The following is a 17,640-nucleotide window of genomic DNA, read 5'->3' on the forward strand; positions in this document are numbered from 1 at the left end:
CCTACAGATATTGCGGGACCACACAAGACTTATGCTCGATGTGGTGCGCGAATTCGTCGCGAAAATGCTTGAGGAAGCCACGGACGGGCATGGCGGCGGCGTCACCCAGGGCGCAGATGGTGCGGCCCATGATGTTGCCTGCCACGTTGTCCAGCAAGTCCAGATCTTCCGGACGGCCGTGACCGTTTTCGATGCGATGCACCATGCGGTAGAGCCAGCCGGTGCCTTCGCGGCACGGCGTGCACTGGCCGCAGCTTTCCTCGAAATAGAAGTACGACAGACGCAGCAGCGACTTCACCATGCAGCGCGTTTCGTCCATGACGATCACCGCGCCAGAACCGAGCATCGAGCCGGCCTTGGCGATGGAGTCATAGTCCATCGTGCATTCCATGATGATGTCGGCCGGCAGCACCGGGGCGCTGGATCCGCCAGGGATCACCGCCTTCAGTTTCTTGCCGCCGCGCATGCCGCCCGCCAGTTCCAGCAGGGTCGAGAACGGGGTGCCCAGCGGAATCTCGTAGTTGCCGGGGCATTCAACGTCGCCGGTGATCGAGAACAGCTTGGTGCCGCCGTTGTTCGGCTTGCCGACTTCCAGGTAAGCCTGGCCGCTGTTGCGGATGATCCACGGCACGGCCGCGAACGTTTCCGTGTTGTTGATCGTGGTGGGCTTGCCGTACAGGCCGAAGCTGGCCGGGAACGGCGGCTTGAAGCGCGGTTGGCCCTTCTTGCCTTCCAGCGATTCCAGCAACGCGGTTTCTTCGCCGCAGATGTAGGCGCCGTAGCCGTGGAACGCGTGCAGCTGGAAGCTGTAGTCCGACCCCAGGATCTTGTCGCCCAGGAAGCCGGCGGCGCGCGCCTCTTCCAGCGCTTCCTCGAAGCGTTCATACACTTCGAAGATTTCGCCGTGGATGTAGTTGTAGCCGACGCTGATGCCCATGGCGTAGGCCGCGATCGCCATGCCTTCAATCACGATGTGCGGATTGAAGCGCAGGATATCGCGGTCCTTGAATGTGCCGGGCTCGCCTTCGTCCGAGTTGCAGACGAGGTACTTCTGGCCGGGGAACGCGCGCGGCATGAAGCTCCACTTCAGGCCGGTCGGGAAGCCCGCGCCGCCACGGCCGCGCAGACCCGACGCCTTGACTTCGGCGATCACGTCTTCCGGCTTCATGCCGGTGGTCAGGATCTTCTTCAGGGCTTCGTAGCCGCCGCGCTTGACGTAGTCTTCGAGGCGCCAGTTGGCGCCGTCGACATCAGCCATGATCTGCGGCTGGATGTGGCGGCCGTGCAGGCACATCGAATTGGACACGTCGTTCAGCGGGTTGGGGTCGAGCCCCTGCGCGAACTGCTTGTACAGGTCGGGCGCGTTCATGCCGACTCTCCTTGCACCTTGAGGGCCGCGACCAGCGCGTCCAGCTTCTCGTCGGTCATGCGCACGCACATATGCTTGTTGTTCACGATCAGCACGGGGGAATCGCCGCAAGCGCCCATGCATTCGCCTTCAACCAGCGTGAACTGGCCGTCGGCGGTGGTTTGGCGGTAGTCGACACCCAGCTTGCGCTTGAGGTATTCGCCGGCACGGTCGCCATCGCGCAAGGCACAGGGCAGGTTCGTGCAGACGGCGATCTTGTTCTTGCCGACGGGCTTGACGTCGAACATGTTGTAGAACGTGGCGACTTCCTGCACCGCAATGGGCGGGACGCCAATGTAATTGGCCACATCTTCAATGGTTTCGGTAGCCAACCAGCCCTTCTCTTCTTGCGCGATGGCAAGCGAGGCCATGATGGCGGACTGCCGCTGGTCGGCCGGGAACTTCGCGAGTTCTCGGTCGATTTTCTGGTAGGCCTGTTCGGAAAGCAGCATAGTTTGAATCCGGGTTATGCGGGCGTGCTCGTGACTGTCTGGGCGGATCAGCGATCGATCTCGCCGAAAACGATGTCCTGCGTACCAATGATGGTGACGGCGTCGGCGATCATGTGACCGCGCGACATCTCATCCAGCGATTGCAGGTGGACAAAGCCGGGGGCCCGAATCTTCAGGCGGTAAGGCTTGTTGGCGCCGTCCGACACCAGATAGATGCCGAACTCGCCCTTGGGGTGCTCCACCGAGGCATAAGCCTCGCCCGGGGGCACGTGGAAACCTTCGGTGAAGAGCTTGAAGTGATGGATCAGCTCTTCCATGTTGGTCTTCATGGCGGTGCGCTTGGGCGGGGCGATCTTGTGATTCTCGATCATGACCGGACCCGGGTTGTTGCGCAGCCATTCCACGCACTGGCGGATGATGCGGTTACTTTCACGCATTTCAGCGATGCGGACCAGGTAGCGGTCGTAGCAGTCGCCGTTGACACCCACGGGGATGTCGAAATCAAGCAGGTCATAGACTTCGTAGGGTTGCGTCTTGCGCAAGTCCCAGGCGACGCCGGAGCCGCGCAGCATCGGGCCGGTGAAGCCCAGCGCCTTGGCGCGATCGGGGTCGACCACGCCGATGCCCACCAGACGCTGCTTCCAGATGCGGTTGTCGGTCAGCAGCGTTTCGTACTCGTCGACGCAGGCCGGGAAGCGGTTGGTGAAGTCTTCGATGAAGTCCAGCAGCGAGCCCGAACGCGCGTCATTCATGATGCGCATTTCTTTGTCGCCGCGGTATTTGCTGGTGTCGCCGTACTGCGGCATCGTGTCCGGCAAATCACGGTAGACGCCACCCGGGCGGTAGTAAGCCGCGTGCATGCGCGCGCCCGAGACCGCTTCGTAGCAGTCCATCAGGTCTTCGCGTTCACGGAAGGCGTACAGGAACACGGCCATGGCGCCCACGTCGAGTGCGTGCGAACCCAGCGACATCAGGTGGTTCAGCAAGCGCGTGATTTCGTCGAACATCACGCGGATGTACTGCGCGCGCAGCGGGGCTTCAACGCCCAGCAGCTTTTCGATGGCCATGACGTAGGCGTGCTCGTTGCACATCATGGACACGTAGTCCAGGCGGTCCATGTAGGGCAGCGCCTGGATGTAGGTCTTGTGCTCGGCCAGCTTTTCGGTGGCGCGATGCAGCAGGCCGATGTGCGGGTCGGCGCGCTGGATGACTTCGCCGTCCAGTTCCAGCACCAGGCGCAACACACCGTGCGCGGCCGGATGCTGAGGACCGAAGTTAAGCGTGTAGTTCTTGATTTCTGCCATGATTTAACGCCCCAAGCCGTAGGAGTCTTCGCGGACCACGCGCGGGGTGATCTCGCGCGGATCGATCGTGACCGGCTGGTAAATGACGCGCCGTTGTTCGGGGTCGTAACGCATTTCGACGGTGCCCGACAGCGGGAAGTCCTTGCGGAACGGATGACCGATGAAGCCGTAGTCGGTCAGGATGCGGCGCAGGTCGGGGTGACCTTCGAAGACGATGCCGTACAGGTCGAACGCTTCGCGCTCGAACCAACCCACGGCCGGCCAGCATTCCATCAGCGACGCCACGATCGGGAATTCGTCGTCGGCGGCCCAGGTGCGGACACGCAGGCGCCAGTTGTTCTCGATGGACAGCAGGTGAATCACCACGGCGAAGCGCGCGCGATGCACCTTGGCGGTGGGTTCCTCGGGCAGTTGGCGCGTGCCGTTGCCCCAGGTCAGGTAGTCGACGCCACAGAGGTCGATACAGGTTTCAAAGCGCAGACCGGCTTCGGTGCGCAGCTTGTTGCAGACGGAGAACCACTGCTGCGCGGGCACTTCGAGCGTCAGCTCGCCCAACGCCTCGGTCAGCGCGATGTCCGCGCCGAGGGTGGTCTGCAAATTGTTTTTCAGGGTTTCGAGCCTGGTCATCATCTTGTACGCTTAGGTGAACCGATACGCTGGTTTCGAGAACGCCGGCGGCAAGGGCTGCCGCGGACGGGGCGAAAGATCAGCGCGCAATCGTGTTGGTCAGACGGATCTTGTTCTGCATTTGCAGCAAGCCGTAGACCAGCGCCTCGGCCGTGGGCGGGCAGCCCGGCACATAGACGTCTACCGGTACGATGCGGTCGCAGCCACGAACCACCGAATACGAGTAGTGGTAGTAGCCACCGCCATTGGCACAGGAGCCCATGGAAACGACCCAACGCGGCTCGGGCATCTGGTCGTAAACCTTGCGCAGCGCCGGCGCCATCTTGTTGCACAGCGTGCCAGCAACGATCATCAGATCGGACTGACGCGGGCTGGGTCGGAAGATGATGCCGAACTGGTCCAGGTCATAGCGGGCCGCGCCCGCGTGCATCATCTCAACCGCGCAACAGGCCAGACCGAAGGTCATGGGCCACATGGAGCCGGTCTTCGCCCAATTAAGGAACTTGTCGGCGCTGGTTGTGATGAACCCTTGCTTGAGAATGCCGTCTATAGCCATATTCGTCTCTGATAGCGTGCTGTGAAAAGAACCACCCGAGGGGGTTTATTCCCAGTCCAGCGCGCCCTTTTTCCATTCGTAGATGAAGCCGACGGTCAACACGGCTAGGAAAACCATGACCGTCCAGAAACCGACGAGTCCGACTGTGCCTTGGGCGATGGCCCACGGGAACAGGAACGCGATTTCCAGGTCGAAAAGAATGAACAAAATCGCCACCAGGTAGTAGCGCACGTCAAACTTCATGCGGGCGTCTTCGAACGCTTCGAAGCCGCACTCATAGGGCGACAGCTTCTCAGCGTAGGGACGCCGCGGGCCAAGGAGGGAGCCGGCCGTTAGAAGCGCGAACCCGATAAGGGTGGCCACTACGATAAACAGCAGGACGGGAAAATACTGTTGCAGGTTCATTCAGGCGTCCGTCAAATGCGCAAACCTTAGGATTGTAGCATTCGCGTGGTTACTTCCGGCTGAACTCTGTAGCTTGAACAACGGGTGAAAGACTGCATTCCTCAAATGGAACAATCGCAGTTTTTGGAACAGAGCCGCAAGCATACAGGACTCAACTGACAAGCTCCTGCGCGTCATCAAAAATCAGACCAAAGCACGAAAAAAAGCCACCCCGAAGGGTGGCTTCATACGAACGAGCCGCAGCCCGTTCGTTCGCTTGCGTGTCAAATCCAAACAGGGCTTGCGCCCTGCAGTGGATTAGAAGCGGTGACGGACACCGACGCCGACAGCGGTCGACTTGACGTCTTCGATGAAGGCGTAGTTCTTGGCGTACGAACCGTAAGCGTACAGGTTGGTGCGCTTGGACAGGTCGTAGGTGTAGCCCAGCGAGAAGACGTTCATCGTCTCAGCACCGTTGATACGGTCGTTGCTGGGGTCAACCATTTGCCACGAACCGAACAGCTTGCTTGCGCCGCCGATCGGGGCGGACAGGCCGACCATGTACGAGTTGGCCTTGAAGCCGTCAGCGAAGATGTTGCTGCCGAGGCTCAGCGAGCCGGAGCCCGTGTTCACGCCTTGACCAGCGAACCAGCCGTCGGTCGTGCGGCCGTAGGCCAAAGCCAGCTTCACAACTTCGAAGTCGTACGAAGCGCCGATGGCGTACATACGCGGGGTAGCTTCGGAATCACCCAGCACCATCTTGTTGGCGCCGTTCAGCTGGTCATACGTCAGGGCCACGTTCAGGGGGCCGTTGACGTAGCGCAGACCGGTGGTGATCGCGCGGGTGTTGTCGGCAGTGCGCCAGCCGGTTTGGTCGCCGTTGTTGTCGTCAGCATTGAACGAGTAGCCAACGCCGAACTGGAAGCCGCTGTACGACGGGGTCTGATACATGACCATGTTGTCGTAGCGTTGCGTGTTGGCAGCGCTCATCGAAACGCCGATGTTAGCTTGACCGAAGCCAGCGCCGAACGGGTCGATCGAGCCGAAGTACTTCGACGCGATGTTGGTTTGGCGACCGAAGTCCAGTTGGCCCCAGCTGTCGCTGGCCAGACCGACGGTGGCTTGACGACCGAACAGGCGGCCACCTTGAGCCGACTTGCCGTTACCCGAATCAAAGCCCGATTCCAGTTGGAAAACAGCGCGCAGGCCGTCACCCAGGTCTTCCGAACCACGCAGACCCCAGCGCGAACCGTTCTGGACGCCGTTGATCATGCCGAAACGGCTGCCGTTTTGGGCATCGGTGCCACCGCTGATCTTGTTGTAGCCGAGGCCCGTGTCGATGATACCGTACAGGGTGACAGACGTTTCTGCCTGGGCGACACCGGCAAAACCGGCGAGCAGGGCGGCAGCGAGCAGAGTCTTTTTCATTTAAGAAATCTCCGTTGATTTGAGTGACAAGAGCAGCAATCCAGCAAACCAGCCTGCCGCCCCCCTAACTCCGCGAAGGGAAGTTGACGCTATTGCATCAAAAATCGGGGGGACTGGCTATGGTCGGCATCAGAAAAGTGCACGTTTGCGACACCCCTGTTGGGATCTTGCAACATCGCGCGGGCGGCGCGCCAACGGTGTTAGGGCTTACCCGAGCAAAAACAGGCAAGCACGTATCCACGCGACTTTCAGCCCTGCCCCTAATTATTCAGGCCATTCCCGAGGCGTTCTTTCAACCCGCTTTCACGCTTGGCACTGGCCGGTTTGCCCCCCGGAATCCGTCTGAATGTCTGTGCACGCCTCGTCATTCCTGAGGCGATTCGGCGGCGGTTAATAACATTGTTATTTGGAAAAATCGTCGATATGATCAGCACTCATTCCGTCGACTTCCAGCCGCCCAAATGTCCGCCGCCCCCACCGCACGCACCGAAAGAAATGAACGGCTGAATGCGCTACGGCGCCAGTTGATTCTGGGCGCCGCGCAACGCGTGTTTGAGCGCGACGGGCTAGAGAAAACGACGATACGGGCAATTGCCAAGGAAGCCGGCTGCACCACCGGCGCCATTTACCCCTGGTTCGCAGGCAAGGAAACCCTGTACGGCGCACTGCTGGACGAATCGCTCGGGCGCCTGCATGCGCACCTGGACGAGGCGGCAAGCACCGGGCCCGCATCCGGCGCCGCCCGCAAGGCCATCCACGCCTTCTTCGGCTATTACGCTCAGCGCCGCACCGATTTTTCCTTGGGCATGTATTTGTTCCAGGGGCTGGGCCCCAGGGGCCTGGGGCGGGACATGGACGAAAAGCTGAACGCTCGCCTGCGGCAATGCGTGGACCTGCTGGGCGGCGCGCTGGCGCGCAGCAAGGGTTGGGACGCGGACACCGTGGCGGTCGAGCAGATGAACCTGTTCACCTATCTGATGGGCTTATTGCTGCTGCTGCATACCCATCGTCTGAAATCCCTGGGTCAGCAGGCCGACGCCCTGCTGGACCATTATTGCCTCGCCCTGGAGCAACGATGACCGCAACCGCACTGGCCGCCGACACCGACGCGCCCCTGATCAGCCTGGCCGATTTCCACATTTTGCTGGCCGACCAGCACCCCTTCTCTCTCCTGCTGGGCATCGACGTGCTGCACATCGGCCGAGGCACCGCCCGCGCGGTGCTGCCCGCCCGCGACGCGCACCAGCGCCTGGGCGGCATCGTCGCCGGCCCGATGCTGATGGGCCTGGCGGACTTGGCCATGTATGCCGCCGTGGTCGGCGCCACGGGCCAAAGCCACGCCGTCACGGCCAGCCTGACCATCAATTTCCTGCGCAAAAGCCCTGCTGGAGCCATCTATGCGGATGCTCGGCTGCTGAAGGTGGGCAGGCTGTCGGCAGGCGAAGTCATCTTGACCGGCGACGGCTCGGACGAGCCGCTTGCCCATATCGTGAGCACGTGGTCCGTGCCCAAGCCATGAGCCCGCGCATCAGCATCGTGGGCATGGGCGACACCGGCACCTTGGCCGCCCGGCGCTTGCTGGAGGCCGAACCGGACATCGCGTTGACCCTGTATGACATCGACCCGGAACGCTGCGAACAATTTCGCGGCTCGGCCACGCTGGCGACGTCGGCGCGAGAAGCGCTGATGGAATCGGACACCATCGTGCTTGCCTTGCCACGGGAACGCGAGATTGATCGCACGCTGGAGCGGTTCAGCGACGGCGAGGTAACGGCGCCGATCCAGGGCAAGCTGATCGTGGACCTGGCCCCGCCGCCAGCGGAACGCGCCCAGCGGCTGGATCGTGCGATTGCCAGCGCGGGCGGACGCTACACGAGCCTTCCGGGCCAGACCGCCGCCGTTGCGGCTAGCGGCATGCCGCAGCGGCTGTTAAAGCTGTTGCTCTGCCCGGCGTGAACCGCAATAGCGTTCGGCCACGGCCGCGCAGACCGCCAGCCATGCCAGGGTGACGGCAAACCCCGCCGTCACGTCGCTGGCGAAATGCACCTGCAGCAGGATGCGGCTAAGGCCGATCGCCATGATCAGCGCCGCCGCGACCGCTACACACGGCAGGCGCCACGACGCAGGCGCCAAACGCCAGACCAGATAGCAGGCCGTGCCGTACACGGCCATTGCCGCCGAGGCGTGACCGCTGGGAAAGCTCCACCCCGTGGCGGCGACAAATCCGTGATCATGTTCGGGGCGGACGCGCTCGAACGTGTGCTTGAGCAGCCAGTTAAGCGCCCCACCCAGGCCCGTGGTGATGGCGCAGAACGCCGCAAGCCGCCACCAACCCGTCCAGAGCAGATAGAGCGTCATCGCCACGGCCAGCACCGTCAGAAAGTTGCGGTCACCCAGATACGTGAACCAGGACAGCAGCCACAGCAACGACGAGTCCATCGACATGCTCAGCGCGTCGGCCAGAGCGCCGTCGAAAGCCACCACCCGCCCTTGGGTATGCACCGCGGCGGCCAGCACCAGAAAGGTCAGCAGCGCGGCGGACACCCCTGCCCCGAACATCACGCGGCGCGTCACGGCGGACCCGCCGGCAAACGCACGGACGGCCAACAGCGCCGCCGCCCCGGTCAATACCGGCAGTGCAATAAACAATTCCATGGCGTGGGACGCAACCCACGCCGCATACACCTCGGTCATGTAAGGGTCACCAATGTCTTGTCGACGGGTGCAAACACGTGCGTGGCTTCCGCGTAATCCCAGCGTTCGACATGGCAAAGCTGCTGCCCGCCCTCGCCTTCGTGCGTGATCACGTTCACCGAATTGGGCACGCTGCCGCGAACCCGGCGCGAGCACGCCGTGCCCGCCTGCACGATCCAGCCCGCCGGACCATTCGCCGACGACAGCGGCAGCACATAGGGCAGATGAATGTGCCCGCCCAAGACTAGGTCGATGCCCGCCTGCGCCCACGCCGCCAGCGCGCGTTCGCGCCCATTCAGCAAGTTGGACAAGTCGGACTCCACCTTGGCGCGAACGGGGTGATGCGCGACCACGATGCGCAATTGGCCCGGCCGGGCCTGGCGCAGGCGTTGCGCGACCCGGGCGATCTGCGCGTCCGAGATCTCGCCGTCTTTATGGCGGCGCGGCCGCGTGGTGTTCACGCCTACCGCCAGCAGCCCTGGGTTTTCGAACACGGGCTCCAGCACCGCGCCCAGCGCGCGCCGGTAGTTGCCGTATGGGTTCAGCGCGCGGGCGAATACGTTGTACAGCGGGATGTCATGGTTGCCCGGCACGGCCAGCACGGGCAGCGACAGGCGCTCGATGAACCGACGTGCCGCGGCGAACTGCGCCCGCCGTGCGCGCTGCGTGATGTCACCGCTAAGCACCACCAGATCGGGCTTTAGCGAGCGCGCCAGATCCAGCGCCGCCTCCACCACGGGTTTGCGTTCGGTACCGAAATGGGTGTCGGACAATTGCAGGATCCGCGTCATGAGCGGTCCAGGTATTGCGAGTCAGCAGGCACCACCAGCGGCAGCTTTTCGTCGGCCACCTTGAATTCAAGCGGCGTACTCATCCAGGAAATCTCGCCGTCCATCGCCACCTTCACGCGGTTGCGCCCGCGTATCCGCACCCGCATGCGCTCAAAGCCGAAGCTGATGACATGTTCGGCTTCGCCCAGGCGGCTGAACAGGCCGCGCACCAGCAGCCCATACAGCGCAAGCGTGCCGACCGGCTTGACCGTCATGGCAACGAGGCGGTTGCGTTCCAGATCTTCCGACTCGATGCCGACGTGTTCGAGTTGCAGCTTGTTGTTGCCCACCACCAGCGTCGGCGTGCGCAAGTCGCGGACGCCGCCCTCTTCTTCCAGTTGCAGCCGCAGTTGGCGCGGCGCGCGCAGCAAGGTGACCAGCCCCGACCACAGCGCCACCATCCGGCTGCGGCCGAAGCGCTGCTTGTAGGCCTCGCGGTCTTCCAGCAAGGTGGGGTAAAGCCCCAGGCTGGCATTGACCAGGAATAGCCGGCCGTTCAACTGGCCGACGCGCACGGGTTCAATGTGCCCCTGAAGAAAGCCACGCAGCGCGACATCCGTGTCTTGCGAAATGCCGTAGGTGCGCCCGAAATAATTGAACGTGCCCTGCGGCAGGATGCCGAATGGCACGCCCTTGCCCAGCACGGTGGCGGCGACCGCGTTAAGCGTGCCGTCTCCGCCCGCCGCGATGACGACGCCCTGCTCGTCCTGGGCGCGCTTGACGGCGTCCTGCGCCGTTTCGGTCAAGTGTTTGGGGTCGTCCACCGCCATCAGCGTATAGCGTCGGCCGGCCTCGTCGAGGATGCCGCGGATGGTGTCTTGCAGGACCTGCGCGTCGCCGCGCCCCGATCCTGTGTTGAGGACGATGAATAGCGGCTCTTGTCCCGTCAGGGAGCGCGCTCCGGTGCCTGGGCGCTGATCGGATAAGGTCATGGGAGAAAGATAGCCCATGCCGGCAAAACGCCGCAAGGCGCTAGCGCACTACCGGCCGAACAGCCCGGAGAGGGCCGAAAACCCCGGGCGCCACGCACATGGCGCCCGGCTTGGCGACCGTCAGCGGCCGATGGCGTAGGCCTGCATCAGGCGCGGCGTGGCCGCCGCGTGCAAGAGGCCGTCTTCATCCCGCGAGGCAGCCGTCAGGCGGCCGACCGACCATTCCGGCACCTCTTCGATCTGGTGCCCGCGCTGGCGCAGGCCGTTGATTACGTCGGCGCCAAAGCTGGCTTCCACCGCCAGGTGGCCCGGCTTGCGGTCGCGCGGGTAGAACGATGTGGGGAAATGCATGGTGTGCGACATCGGCAGGTCAATCGCTTCCTGCAGGTTGAGCCCATGGTGCACGTGGCGCAGGAAGAACAGCAACTGCCATTGTTCCTGCTGATCACCACCCGGCGTGCCGAAGGCCAGATACGGCTTGCCATCGCGCAGCGCCAAGGACGGCGTCAGCGTGGTGCGCGGACGCTTGCCCGGCGCCAGCGTGCCGGGCAAGCCCTCTTCCAGCCAGAACATCTGGGCGCGGGTATTCAGGCCAAAGCCCAGTTCGGGAATGACGGGCGACGATTGGAACCAGCCGCCCGAGGGCGTGGCCGAAATCATGTTGCCCCAGCGGTCAATCACATCCACATGCGTGGTGTCGCCGCGCTTGGCGGAAGCGCTCATGTCGGAAGCGCGCGCGTCGGAAGCCCGCATATCGGAAGCCCGCATATCCGCCAGCGTCGGCTCATTGGTGGCGCTGCCGGGCGCGGACACCGGGGACAGGCGTTGCAGCGTGTCCATCACGCGCGCCACCTGCGCCTCGAAGCCAGGCACCGTGCCAGGCAGCAGGTCGTGCGACGCGGTCTCGCCGATCAGCGCGCGGCGCTCGGCGTTATAGGCGTCCGACAGCAGGTGCGCCAACGGCACGTCGATGAAGGCCGGGTCGCCGTAATAGGCTTCGCGATCGGCGAACGCCAGCTTCATGGCCTCGGTGACGCGGTGGATGAATTCAACGCTGTTCGGCCCCACGCCCGCCAGGTCCATGTCTTTCAACAGCGCCAGCGTTTGCAGGAACACCGGGCCCTGGCTCCAGGCGCCCACCTTGGCCACGGTGTAGCCGTGGTAGTCGTAGGTCAGCGGGGTGTCGTAGCTGGCCGACCAACCGGCCAGGTCATCGGCCGTGATGACGCCACGGTGCGTCGTGCCGCTTTCGTCCATCACGTCCGTGTTGCGCGCGAACCGGTCGATCTCTTCAGCGATGAAGCCACGGTAGAAGGCGTCGCGGGCGGCCTCGATCTGGCGTTCGCGGTCCGCGCCCACGCTTTCGGCTTCTTTCAGCACCCGCGTCCACGTGCGCGCCAGCGCCGGGTTGCGGAACAGCTTGCGGGCTTCGGGGACCTTGCCGCCCGGCACATAGACCTGGGCCGTACTGGGCCAATGGGTTTCAAAGAAATCCTTCAGCCCCGCGATGGTGTTCGAGATGCGCGGCATCAGCGCATGGCCATGCTCGGCGTAATAGATGGCGGGTTCCAGCACATCGCGCACGCGCATCGTGCCGTGGTCGCGCAACAGCAGCATCCAGGCGTCAAAGGCGCCGGGAATCACCGTGGCCAGCAGGCCGTTGCCGGGAATCAGCTTCAGCCCTTCGGCGCGGTAGCGTTCCAGCGTAGCGCCGGCGGGCGTGGTGCCTTGGCCGCACAGCACTTCCAGCTTGCCGGTGCGAGCTGAATAAAAAACCGCAGGCACTTCGCCGGCCGGGCCGACCAGATGGGGCTCCACCACTTGCAGCACAAAGGCGGACGCCGCGCAGGCGTCGAACGCATTGCCGCCGCGTTCCAGCAGCGACATGCCGGCCGCGCTGGCCAGCCAATGGGTAGAGGTCACCACACCGAAGGTGCCTAGGATTTCCGGGCGAGTCGTGAACATGATGCATCCTGTAGTGGCGGCGCGCGCCGCCCACAACGATAAAAAACGGGATCCGAAACCGGATCCCGTCGTTGGCCGCCCAGCTTACTTCTTGGCGACGGTTACGCCCTTCAGGCGGATCAGGCCATCAGGGTACGGCACGAAGCCCTCTACCTTCTTCTGCACGCCGAACGTCCACGGCAGGTAGAACAGGTAGACGATGGGGCGCTGGTCCTGCATGCTGGCCAGCACCTGGTCGTACAGGGCGCGGCGCTTGGCCGTGTCGGCTTCAGCGCGCGCGTCGTTCAGCAGCTTGTCCACGCCGGCATCGCAGAACTTGCCGTCATTCAGATTGCCCTTGCAGCTCAGGTACTGGTGAATATTGCCGCTGGGATCAACCCGGCCCGACCAACCGCTTTGGCCGACTTGGAAATCGCCGCGCGCAAGCGAGGATTGCAGCGACGCAAATTCCACCGGACGCAGGGTGATGTCAAAGCCGGCCTCGGAGCCCATCGCCTGCACTAGCTCGAACACCTGCTGCATGGTGGTGTTGTTGCCGAAGGTGATCTCGAACTTCACGCGGTCAAAACCGGCCTCTTTCAGCAGCGCCTGCGCCTTCTTCGGGTCGCGGCCCTTGTGTTCGAAGGCGGTGTTGTAGGCAAAGCTGGCGGGCGGGAACGGCTGGTAAGCAGGCTGGAACATGCCTTCGCCGATCACCTGGTTCAGCACATCGCGGTCAATGGCCAGGTCCAGCGCCTGACGCACGCGTTTGTCCTTGGCCAGCGGGTTGTCGGCGCGCGCGCCGTTGCCCAGGTTGATCGAGATGGACTGGAAGCCCAGGCCGGTCACGGGCGCCAGGCGCAGGTTGCCGTCGTCCTTCACGGCCTTGGCGTCGCTGGGCGCCACACGCTCGATGATGTCCAGATCGCCCGCGCGCAAGTTGTTCAGGCGCACGGTGGTGTCGGGAATCGGCGTGAAGACCAGACGGTCGAAATGGTAGTTGGCGGCATCCCAATACTTGGGAAATTTCTCGAGCACGATGCGGTCGTTCTGCACGCGCTCCTTGAATTGGTACGGGCCCGAACACACCGGCTTGCCGCCCGGATCCTTGTCGAAGCTGGCGGGCGACATCATCATGCCGGCGCGGTCCGACAACTGCGACAGCAGCGAGGCGTCGGGTTGCGACAGGTTCAGCACAACGGTGTGCTCGTCGGGCGCGTCGACGCTGGCCACGGTGGCAAGCTCGCTCTTGCGGTTGCTGTCGGGCAGCGTGCGGGCGCGATCCAGGTTGGCCTTGACCGCGGCGGCGTTGACCGGCGTGCCGTCATGGAAGACCGCGTCGGTGCGCAGCTTGAACGTCAGGGTTTTATTGTCGGGGCCGACCGCCCAGGACTGCGCCAACTGCGGCACGAACTTCAGATCGGGCGAGATATCCACCAGCTTGTCGCATAGCGAAGCGAACACGATACGGCCCACGAACGTGCGCGCGCGCGCCGGGTCCAGCACGTCCGGATCGTCCTGCAAGCCGATACGAAGGGTGGACTGGGCTTGCGCCAGGCCGCTAGCCAGCATTCCCGCCATGGCCATGGCGAGGCAAAGTTTACGCATGAAAGATCTCCGTCGATGCATCTTGTTGGATTCTGCGCCAGGCGCGCGGCGATTGTATAGAGGGGCGCGGGGTAGGCCCCAGCACTCGGGCAAGGATCGGCCGCCTTGCGGACGCCCGCAGCCACGGCCAGACAACAGGGGGGCAGGACAAGCGGGGATCAGGGCAAGCGGCAGCGGTCAGCCAGGCATAGGTCAGGGCAAGCGGCAAGGCGCCGAAAAATCCACGGCCGCCGCTACCGACTCGCGCAGGCGGGCTACCAGCGGGCGGGCGTCGTCGCGACGCTGCTGGAACGCATAGGGCAAGGCGGCGGGTTCAGGGTCGCCTTGCAGCATGCGCAGGCTGCCCTCGGCTTGCAGCGCGCGCGCCCAGTGCTCCGGTATCAACCCGACCCCCGTGCCTTCGATCAAGAGGCCCACGATGGCGCCCCAGTTGTTGCAGCACAGGCGTTCGCCCGCCGCCTCGCGCCCCGCCAGCCAATCGTCAATGATCCGGGTCGTGCCAGCACCGGCCGGCAGCATCACCAGCGGCAGGCGGGCCAGCAAAGCCGGGGTCATGCGGGTTTCGTCGCCCAACACGGCGGGCGCAGCCGCCCAGGCGAAACGGGCCTCGCCGATCGGGGTCGATGCGATGTTCGCGCGCGAGGATCTGCCCGCGATGACCGCGAAGTCCAGTTCGCCGTCAGCCACCCGCTGCTCCAGCACCTGGCCGATGTCCACATACGGTTCCAGCACCAGGTCGGGATACGCCGCGCGCACCACGCCGATCAGGCGCGGCAGCCAGGTCAAGGCGGTCAGTTCGCCCACGCCGAAGCGACAGCGGCCGCGCAGGCCGGGGGTTTCCGCCATGGACGCGCGCACCTGGTCGGCCGCCGCCAGCAACTCACGCGCCTGCGGCACCAGCCGTTGCCCGGCGTCGGTCAGCGCGGCCTTGTGCCCACTGCGATCAAACAGCGGCTGGCCCAGCGCGTCCTCAAGTTCGGTGATGCGCTTCGATAGCGACGACACCGACAGGTGCAGGCGTTCAGCGGCCACGGCAAAACTGGCGCAGGTCGCCGCCCAATAAAACGCTTCAAGTTGCTTGAGAGTCATACGCGAACGTCGAATGGGATGTACGGACCAGCATGAACCGGGGACCTAGGCAACACATGATCGGGGATACGGGTAACACCTGTTCAGGGACATGGGTAACGCCTGTTCGGAGACATAGGTAACGCCTGTTCGGAGACATAGGTAACGCCTGCCTAGCCGCAACCTCGGTAGGATGGGTGAAGCGCGCAACCCTCGACGCAACAGCCCCGATCCCCAACGCGCGCAACCCATCAATCCGCGCCGCCACCCACCCCCACCCGATACGCACACCGCCGCGCCCCGCTAAGAATATGCTCTTCCCGCTCCACCCGAACCCCCGCCCCCAGCACCTTGCGGAACAGCTCCAATTCACTGCGGCAAAACCCCATACAGGCCTTGGCCGCCGAGCAAATCGGGCAGTGGTTCTCGATAAACAAAAACCCGTCACCGTCAGCACGCAGTTCAGCCATATACCCTTCGGCTGACCTCACCTGCACCAGGCGCTCCAACCGGGCCTGCAAATCCTGCGCCCCCGCCATCGCCTTCTGGTAGCCGTCCAACATCGCGGCCTCGCGCGCCTGGATCAGCTTTTCCACCCCCTCGTCGCCGAACACCTGCCTCACCGCGCCGATCATCTGCACCGTCATTTCGGCGTGCGTGTCGGGAAAGCGGCCATGGCCGGCCTCGGTCAGGAACCAGATCTGGGTAGGCCGGCCACGCCCCGCGCTGTGGCTTTCGGAATCTACCAGCCCGTCCGCATGCAAGCGCGTCATCTGCTGGCGCACGGCCTCGGCCGTCACGTCCATGGCCTTCGCGATGACCGCGGTGGACTGCGGGCCGCGCGTCTTCAAGGTCATGAGCACGCGGTCCGCCGGCTGATGCGGCATCCAGGTGACGGGGTGGGACAGGCTGTCGGACATGAGGGGATCGATACTCCGGGAGATGGTTCCTATGGTGCCATGATCTTTGCCGATTCCGCTTGGCCTGGCGCCTGCCAGCCTCCGCCCACGGCTTTGTACAGGGCAACCAGGCGCGTATAGGACTCGGTTTCGGCCACCGCCACAGCGTCCTGGGCGCGCAAAAGCGTACGCTGCGCGTCCAGCACCGTCAAATACGGCGCGCTGCCCTCGCGATAGCGCAGTTGCGCAAGCTCGGCCGCGCGGCCGCTATAGGCAGCCGCCTGCGCCAGGTTGCCCAGGCGTTGCTGCGTCTGGCCGAATTCAGTCAGCGCCGATTCCAGTTCTTCCACTGCCTGCAACACCGTCTGCTCGTAGCGCGCCACCACGCCTTCCGACCGCGCAACCGCCGCGCGCTTGCGGGCCAGCGCCGTCGGCAGATGCAAGGCAGGCCAGTTGACGCCGGACGCCACACTGAACGCCCGGCTGGAAGCCGACCCGAAGTCAGCCCCGCGCAACGCGACAAAGCCCAGGAAGCCGCCCAGGTCGATACGGGGGTAGAGCTCGGCGGTGGCTACGCCCACGTCCGCGTTGGCGGCCGCCATGTTGCGCTCGGCCGCCGCCACGTCTGGCCGGCGCGACAGCAAGGCCGCCACGTCGCCAATCGGCAGGCGCGCAGCCAAGGGCGCCAGCGGCGTGCCCGCGTCCAGCTCAGCCAGCTCCACCGGCCGCAGCCCCGCCAGCACCGCCAGCCGGTAGCGCGCCAGGCGCTTGGCCGTCACCTGCACCGGCACGCTGGCTTGCACGGTTTCCAGTTCGGCGCGCGCACTGGCCAGGTCGCCTTCGTCACCCCGGCCCGCCGCGACCAGGGCCTGCGTCACGCGAAGGCTGTCGCGCTGGCTGTCCAGATTCGCCTGCGCCACGGCCAGACGCTGCTCGGCGCCACGCAGTTCGAAGTAATTGCGGGCGACCTCCGCCGCCACCACGATGCGCGTCTGGGCCAGGTCCGCCGCTTGCGCTTCGCTGCGCGCCGCCGCGCCCTGCGCCGCGTAGCGCAGCCGGCCAAACAGGTCGAGTTCCCAGGTGGCGTCAAAGCCCGCCCGGTAACTCTGGGCCAAATTGCGCTGGCCGGCCACGCCGGCGTTGGCTTGCGACAGGCTGCGCTCGTAGCGCCCGTCCAGCGTCACCACGGGCAAGCGGTCCAGTTCCTTTTCATCCAGCACCGCGCGGGATTCCGCCAAGCGGGCCTGGGCGATGCGGATATCGTGGTTGCGGCTTAACGCCAGGTCCACAAGTCGGTCCAACTGGGGGTCTTGCAATTGCTTCCACCAGGTCCGTTGCACCTGGTCGGCGGAAAACAGCGCTTGCTCTGGGCTGGCCAGCACCACGGGCGCGGCCTGCGGCGTTTGGTAGTCCGGGCCGACGGCGCAGCCCGCCAGCGCCAGCGCGGCCAGCGATACGGCCGCCGCGCGGCGCAGGCGATAAGGTCGAAGAATATGGGTCATGGTT

General features: G+C 64.5%; 18 protein-coding genes. 3 read left to right on the top strand and 15 right to left on the bottom strand.

What is annotated here, in order from left to right; all coding sequences use genetic code 11:
* Position 1 precedes the first annotated feature (1 nt).
* The 7 genes from nuoF to M2361_RS23040 all read right to left on the bottom strand — a co-directional run bounded on the left by nuoF (position 2) and on the right by M2361_RS23040 (position 6,159).
* Positions 2–1,369: an NADH-quinone oxidoreductase subunit NuoF gene (gene nuoF / locus M2361_RS23010; RefSeq protein WP_259251954.1), complete on the bottom strand. Its 1,368-nt coding sequence runs from the start codon at positions 1,367–1,369 to the stop codon at positions 2–4.
* Entirely contained in the window at positions 1,366–1,860 is a 495-nt protein-coding gene (gene nuoE, locus M2361_RS23015; RefSeq protein WP_006217963.1) for an NADH-quinone oxidoreductase subunit NuoE, read from the bottom strand. The genes nuoF and nuoE overlap by 4 nt, the downstream gene beginning before the upstream one ends.
* 47 nt (positions 1,861–1,907) lie before the next feature.
* Positions 1,908–3,164, bottom strand: a complete 1,257-nt coding sequence (locus M2361_RS23020) for an NADH-quinone oxidoreductase subunit D (protein ID WP_006217962.1) — start codon at positions 3,162–3,164, stop codon at positions 1,908–1,910.
* A 3-nt stretch (positions 3,165–3,167) separates the two neighbouring features.
* Positions 3,168–3,794, bottom strand: coding sequence for an NADH-quinone oxidoreductase subunit C (locus tag M2361_RS23025; RefSeq protein ID WP_100857384.1), 627 nt, complete (start codon positions 3,792–3,794; stop codon positions 3,168–3,170).
* Positions 3,795–3,870: 76 nt separating this feature from the next.
* Positions 3,871–4,347 (bottom strand): NADH-quinone oxidoreductase subunit B family protein, encoded by a 477-nt coding sequence (locus M2361_RS23030; RefSeq protein WP_006217960.1) that lies wholly within the window; start codon positions 4,345–4,347, stop codon positions 3,871–3,873.
* Positions 4,348–4,392: 45 nt separating this feature from the next.
* A complete protein-coding gene (locus M2361_RS23035) occupies positions 4,393–4,752 on the bottom strand; it encodes an NADH-quinone oxidoreductase subunit A (RefSeq protein WP_006217959.1) in 360 nt (119 codons plus the stop codon).
* 297 nt (positions 4,753–5,049) lie between these two features.
* Positions 5,050–6,159, bottom strand: a complete 1,110-nt coding sequence (locus tag M2361_RS23040) for a porin (RefSeq protein WP_259251956.1) — start codon at positions 6,157–6,159, stop codon at positions 5,050–5,052.
* Between the two features lie 461 nt (positions 6,160–6,620).
* Between M2361_RS23040 and M2361_RS23045 the strand changes: the two genes are divergently transcribed.
* The 3 genes from M2361_RS23045 to M2361_RS23055 are packed head-to-tail and all read left to right on the top strand — an operon-like array spanning position 6,621 to position 8,115.
* A complete protein-coding gene (locus tag M2361_RS23045; RefSeq protein ID WP_259251957.1) occupies positions 6,621–7,238 on the top strand; it encodes a TetR/AcrR family transcriptional regulator in 618 nt (205 codons plus the stop codon).
* On the top strand, positions 7,235–7,678 hold the full coding sequence (locus M2361_RS23050; protein ID WP_100857387.1) for a PaaI family thioesterase: 444 nt from the start codon (positions 7,235–7,237) through the stop codon (positions 7,676–7,678). The genes M2361_RS23045 and M2361_RS23050 overlap by 4 nt, the downstream gene beginning before the upstream one ends.
* The gene (locus M2361_RS23055) at positions 7,675–8,115 is read left to right on the top strand and encodes an NAD(P)-binding domain-containing protein (RefSeq protein ID WP_259251958.1); all 441 of its coding nucleotides are present in this window, start codon (positions 7,675–7,677) and stop codon (positions 8,113–8,115) included. Before M2361_RS23050 ends, M2361_RS23055 begins: the two co-directional genes overlap by 4 nt.
* Here the strand turns inward: M2361_RS23055 and M2361_RS23060 are convergent.
* The 8 genes from M2361_RS23060 to M2361_RS23095 all read right to left on the bottom strand — a co-directional run bounded on the left by M2361_RS23060 (position 8,089) and on the right by M2361_RS23095 (position 17,636).
* Positions 8,089–8,853 carry a phosphatase PAP2 family protein gene (locus M2361_RS23060; RefSeq protein WP_259251960.1) on the bottom strand — a complete coding sequence of 255 codons (765 nt, stop codon included), beginning with the start codon at positions 8,851–8,853 and terminating at the stop codon, positions 8,089–8,091. The genes M2361_RS23055 and M2361_RS23060 overlap by 27 nt on opposite strands.
* Positions 8,850–9,644 (bottom strand): metallophosphoesterase, encoded by a 795-nt coding sequence (locus tag M2361_RS23065; protein WP_259251961.1) that lies wholly within the window; start codon positions 9,642–9,644, stop codon positions 8,850–8,852. Before M2361_RS23065 ends, M2361_RS23060 begins: the two co-directional genes overlap by 4 nt.
* Positions 9,641–10,615, bottom strand: a complete 975-nt coding sequence (locus tag M2361_RS23070; RefSeq protein WP_259251962.1) for a diacylglycerol kinase family protein — start codon at positions 10,613–10,615, stop codon at positions 9,641–9,643. The genes M2361_RS23065 and M2361_RS23070 overlap by 4 nt, the downstream gene beginning before the upstream one ends.
* 120 nt (positions 10,616–10,735) lie before the next feature.
* Positions 10,736–12,580 (bottom strand): gamma-glutamyltransferase family protein, encoded by a 1,845-nt coding sequence (locus M2361_RS23075; RefSeq protein ID WP_259251963.1) that lies wholly within the window; start codon positions 12,578–12,580, stop codon positions 10,736–10,738.
* Positions 12,581–12,664: 84 nt separating this feature from the next.
* Positions 12,665–14,167, bottom strand: coding sequence for an ABC transporter substrate-binding protein (locus M2361_RS23080; RefSeq protein ID WP_259251964.1), 1,503 nt, complete (start codon positions 14,165–14,167; stop codon positions 12,665–12,667).
* Positions 14,168–14,359: 192 nt separating this feature from the next.
* The gene (locus tag M2361_RS23085; protein WP_259251965.1) at positions 14,360–15,256 is read right to left on the bottom strand and encodes a LysR family transcriptional regulator; all 897 of its coding nucleotides are present in this window, start codon (positions 15,254–15,256) and stop codon (positions 14,360–14,362) included.
* A gap of 230 nt (positions 15,257–15,486) precedes the next feature.
* Positions 15,487–16,155 carry a metalloregulator ArsR/SmtB family transcription factor gene (locus M2361_RS23090; RefSeq protein WP_259251966.1) on the bottom strand — a complete coding sequence of 223 codons (669 nt, stop codon included), beginning with the start codon at positions 16,153–16,155 and terminating at the stop codon, positions 15,487–15,489.
* Between the two features lie 29 nt (positions 16,156–16,184).
* Complete coding sequence (locus M2361_RS23095; RefSeq protein ID WP_259251967.1) at positions 16,185–17,636, bottom strand: efflux transporter outer membrane subunit; 1,452 nt, start codon at positions 17,634–17,636, stop codon at positions 16,185–16,187.
* Positions 17,637–17,640: the final 4 nt, after the last annotated feature.

It is taken from the genome of Achromobacter sp. JUb104, from assembly GCF_024806975.1.
Classification (GTDB): domain Bacteria; phylum Pseudomonadota; class Gammaproteobacteria; order Burkholderiales; family Burkholderiaceae_B; genus Achromobacter; species Achromobacter spanius.

Coding starts and splice junctions, on each gene's coding strand:
- M2361_RS23095 (WP_259251967.1), bottom strand. CDS start 17,636: ATGACCCATATTCTTCGACCTTATCGCCTGCGCCGCGCGGCGGCCGTA.
- M2361_RS23085 (WP_259251965.1), bottom strand. CDS start 15,256: ATGACTCTCAAGCAACTTGAAGCGTTTTATTGGGCGGCGACCTGCGCC.
- nuoE (WP_006217963.1), bottom strand. CDS start 1,860: ATGCTGCTTTCCGAACAGGCCTACCAGAAAATCGACCGAGAACTCGCG.
- M2361_RS23025 (WP_100857384.1), bottom strand. CDS start 3,794: ATGATGACCAGGCTCGAAACCCTGAAAAACAATTTGCAGACCACCCTC.
- M2361_RS23080 (WP_259251964.1), bottom strand. CDS start 14,167: ATGCGTAAACTTTGCCTCGCCATGGCCATGGCGGGAATGCTGGCTAGC.
- nuoF (WP_259251954.1), bottom strand. CDS start 1,369: ATGAACGCGCCCGACCTGTACAAGCAGTTCGCGCAGGGGCTCGACCCC.
- M2361_RS23065 (WP_259251961.1), bottom strand. CDS start 9,644: ATGACGCGGATCCTGCAATTGTCCGACACCCATTTCGGTACCGAACGC.
- M2361_RS23090 (WP_259251966.1), bottom strand. CDS start 16,155: ATGTCCGACAGCCTGTCCCACCCCGTCACCTGGATGCCGCATCAGCCG.
- M2361_RS23040 (WP_259251956.1), bottom strand. CDS start 6,159: ATGAAAAAGACTCTGCTCGCTGCCGCCCTGCTCGCCGGTTTTGCCGGT.
- M2361_RS23075 (WP_259251963.1), bottom strand. CDS start 12,580: ATGTTCACGACTCGCCCGGAAATCCTAGGCACCTTCGGTGTGGTGACC.
- M2361_RS23045 (WP_259251957.1), top strand. CDS start 6,621: ATGTCCGCCGCCCCCACCGCACGCACCGAAAGAAATGAACGGCTGAAT.
- M2361_RS23060 (WP_259251960.1), bottom strand. CDS start 8,853: ATGACCGAGGTGTATGCGGCGTGGGTTGCGTCCCACGCCATGGAATTG.
- M2361_RS23050 (WP_100857387.1), top strand. CDS start 7,235: ATGACCGCAACCGCACTGGCCGCCGACACCGACGCGCCCCTGATCAGC.
- M2361_RS23055 (WP_259251958.1), top strand. CDS start 7,675: ATGAGCCCGCGCATCAGCATCGTGGGCATGGGCGACACCGGCACCTTG.
- M2361_RS23070 (WP_259251962.1), bottom strand. CDS start 10,615: ATGACCTTATCCGATCAGCGCCCAGGCACCGGAGCGCGCTCCCTGACG.
- M2361_RS23020 (WP_006217962.1), bottom strand. CDS start 3,164: ATGGCAGAAATCAAGAACTACACGCTTAACTTCGGTCCTCAGCATCCG.
- M2361_RS23035 (WP_006217959.1), bottom strand. CDS start 4,752: ATGAACCTGCAACAGTATTTTCCCGTCCTGCTGTTTATCGTAGTGGCC.
- M2361_RS23030 (WP_006217960.1), bottom strand. CDS start 4,347: ATGGCTATAGACGGCATTCTCAAGCAAGGGTTCATCACAACCAGCGCC.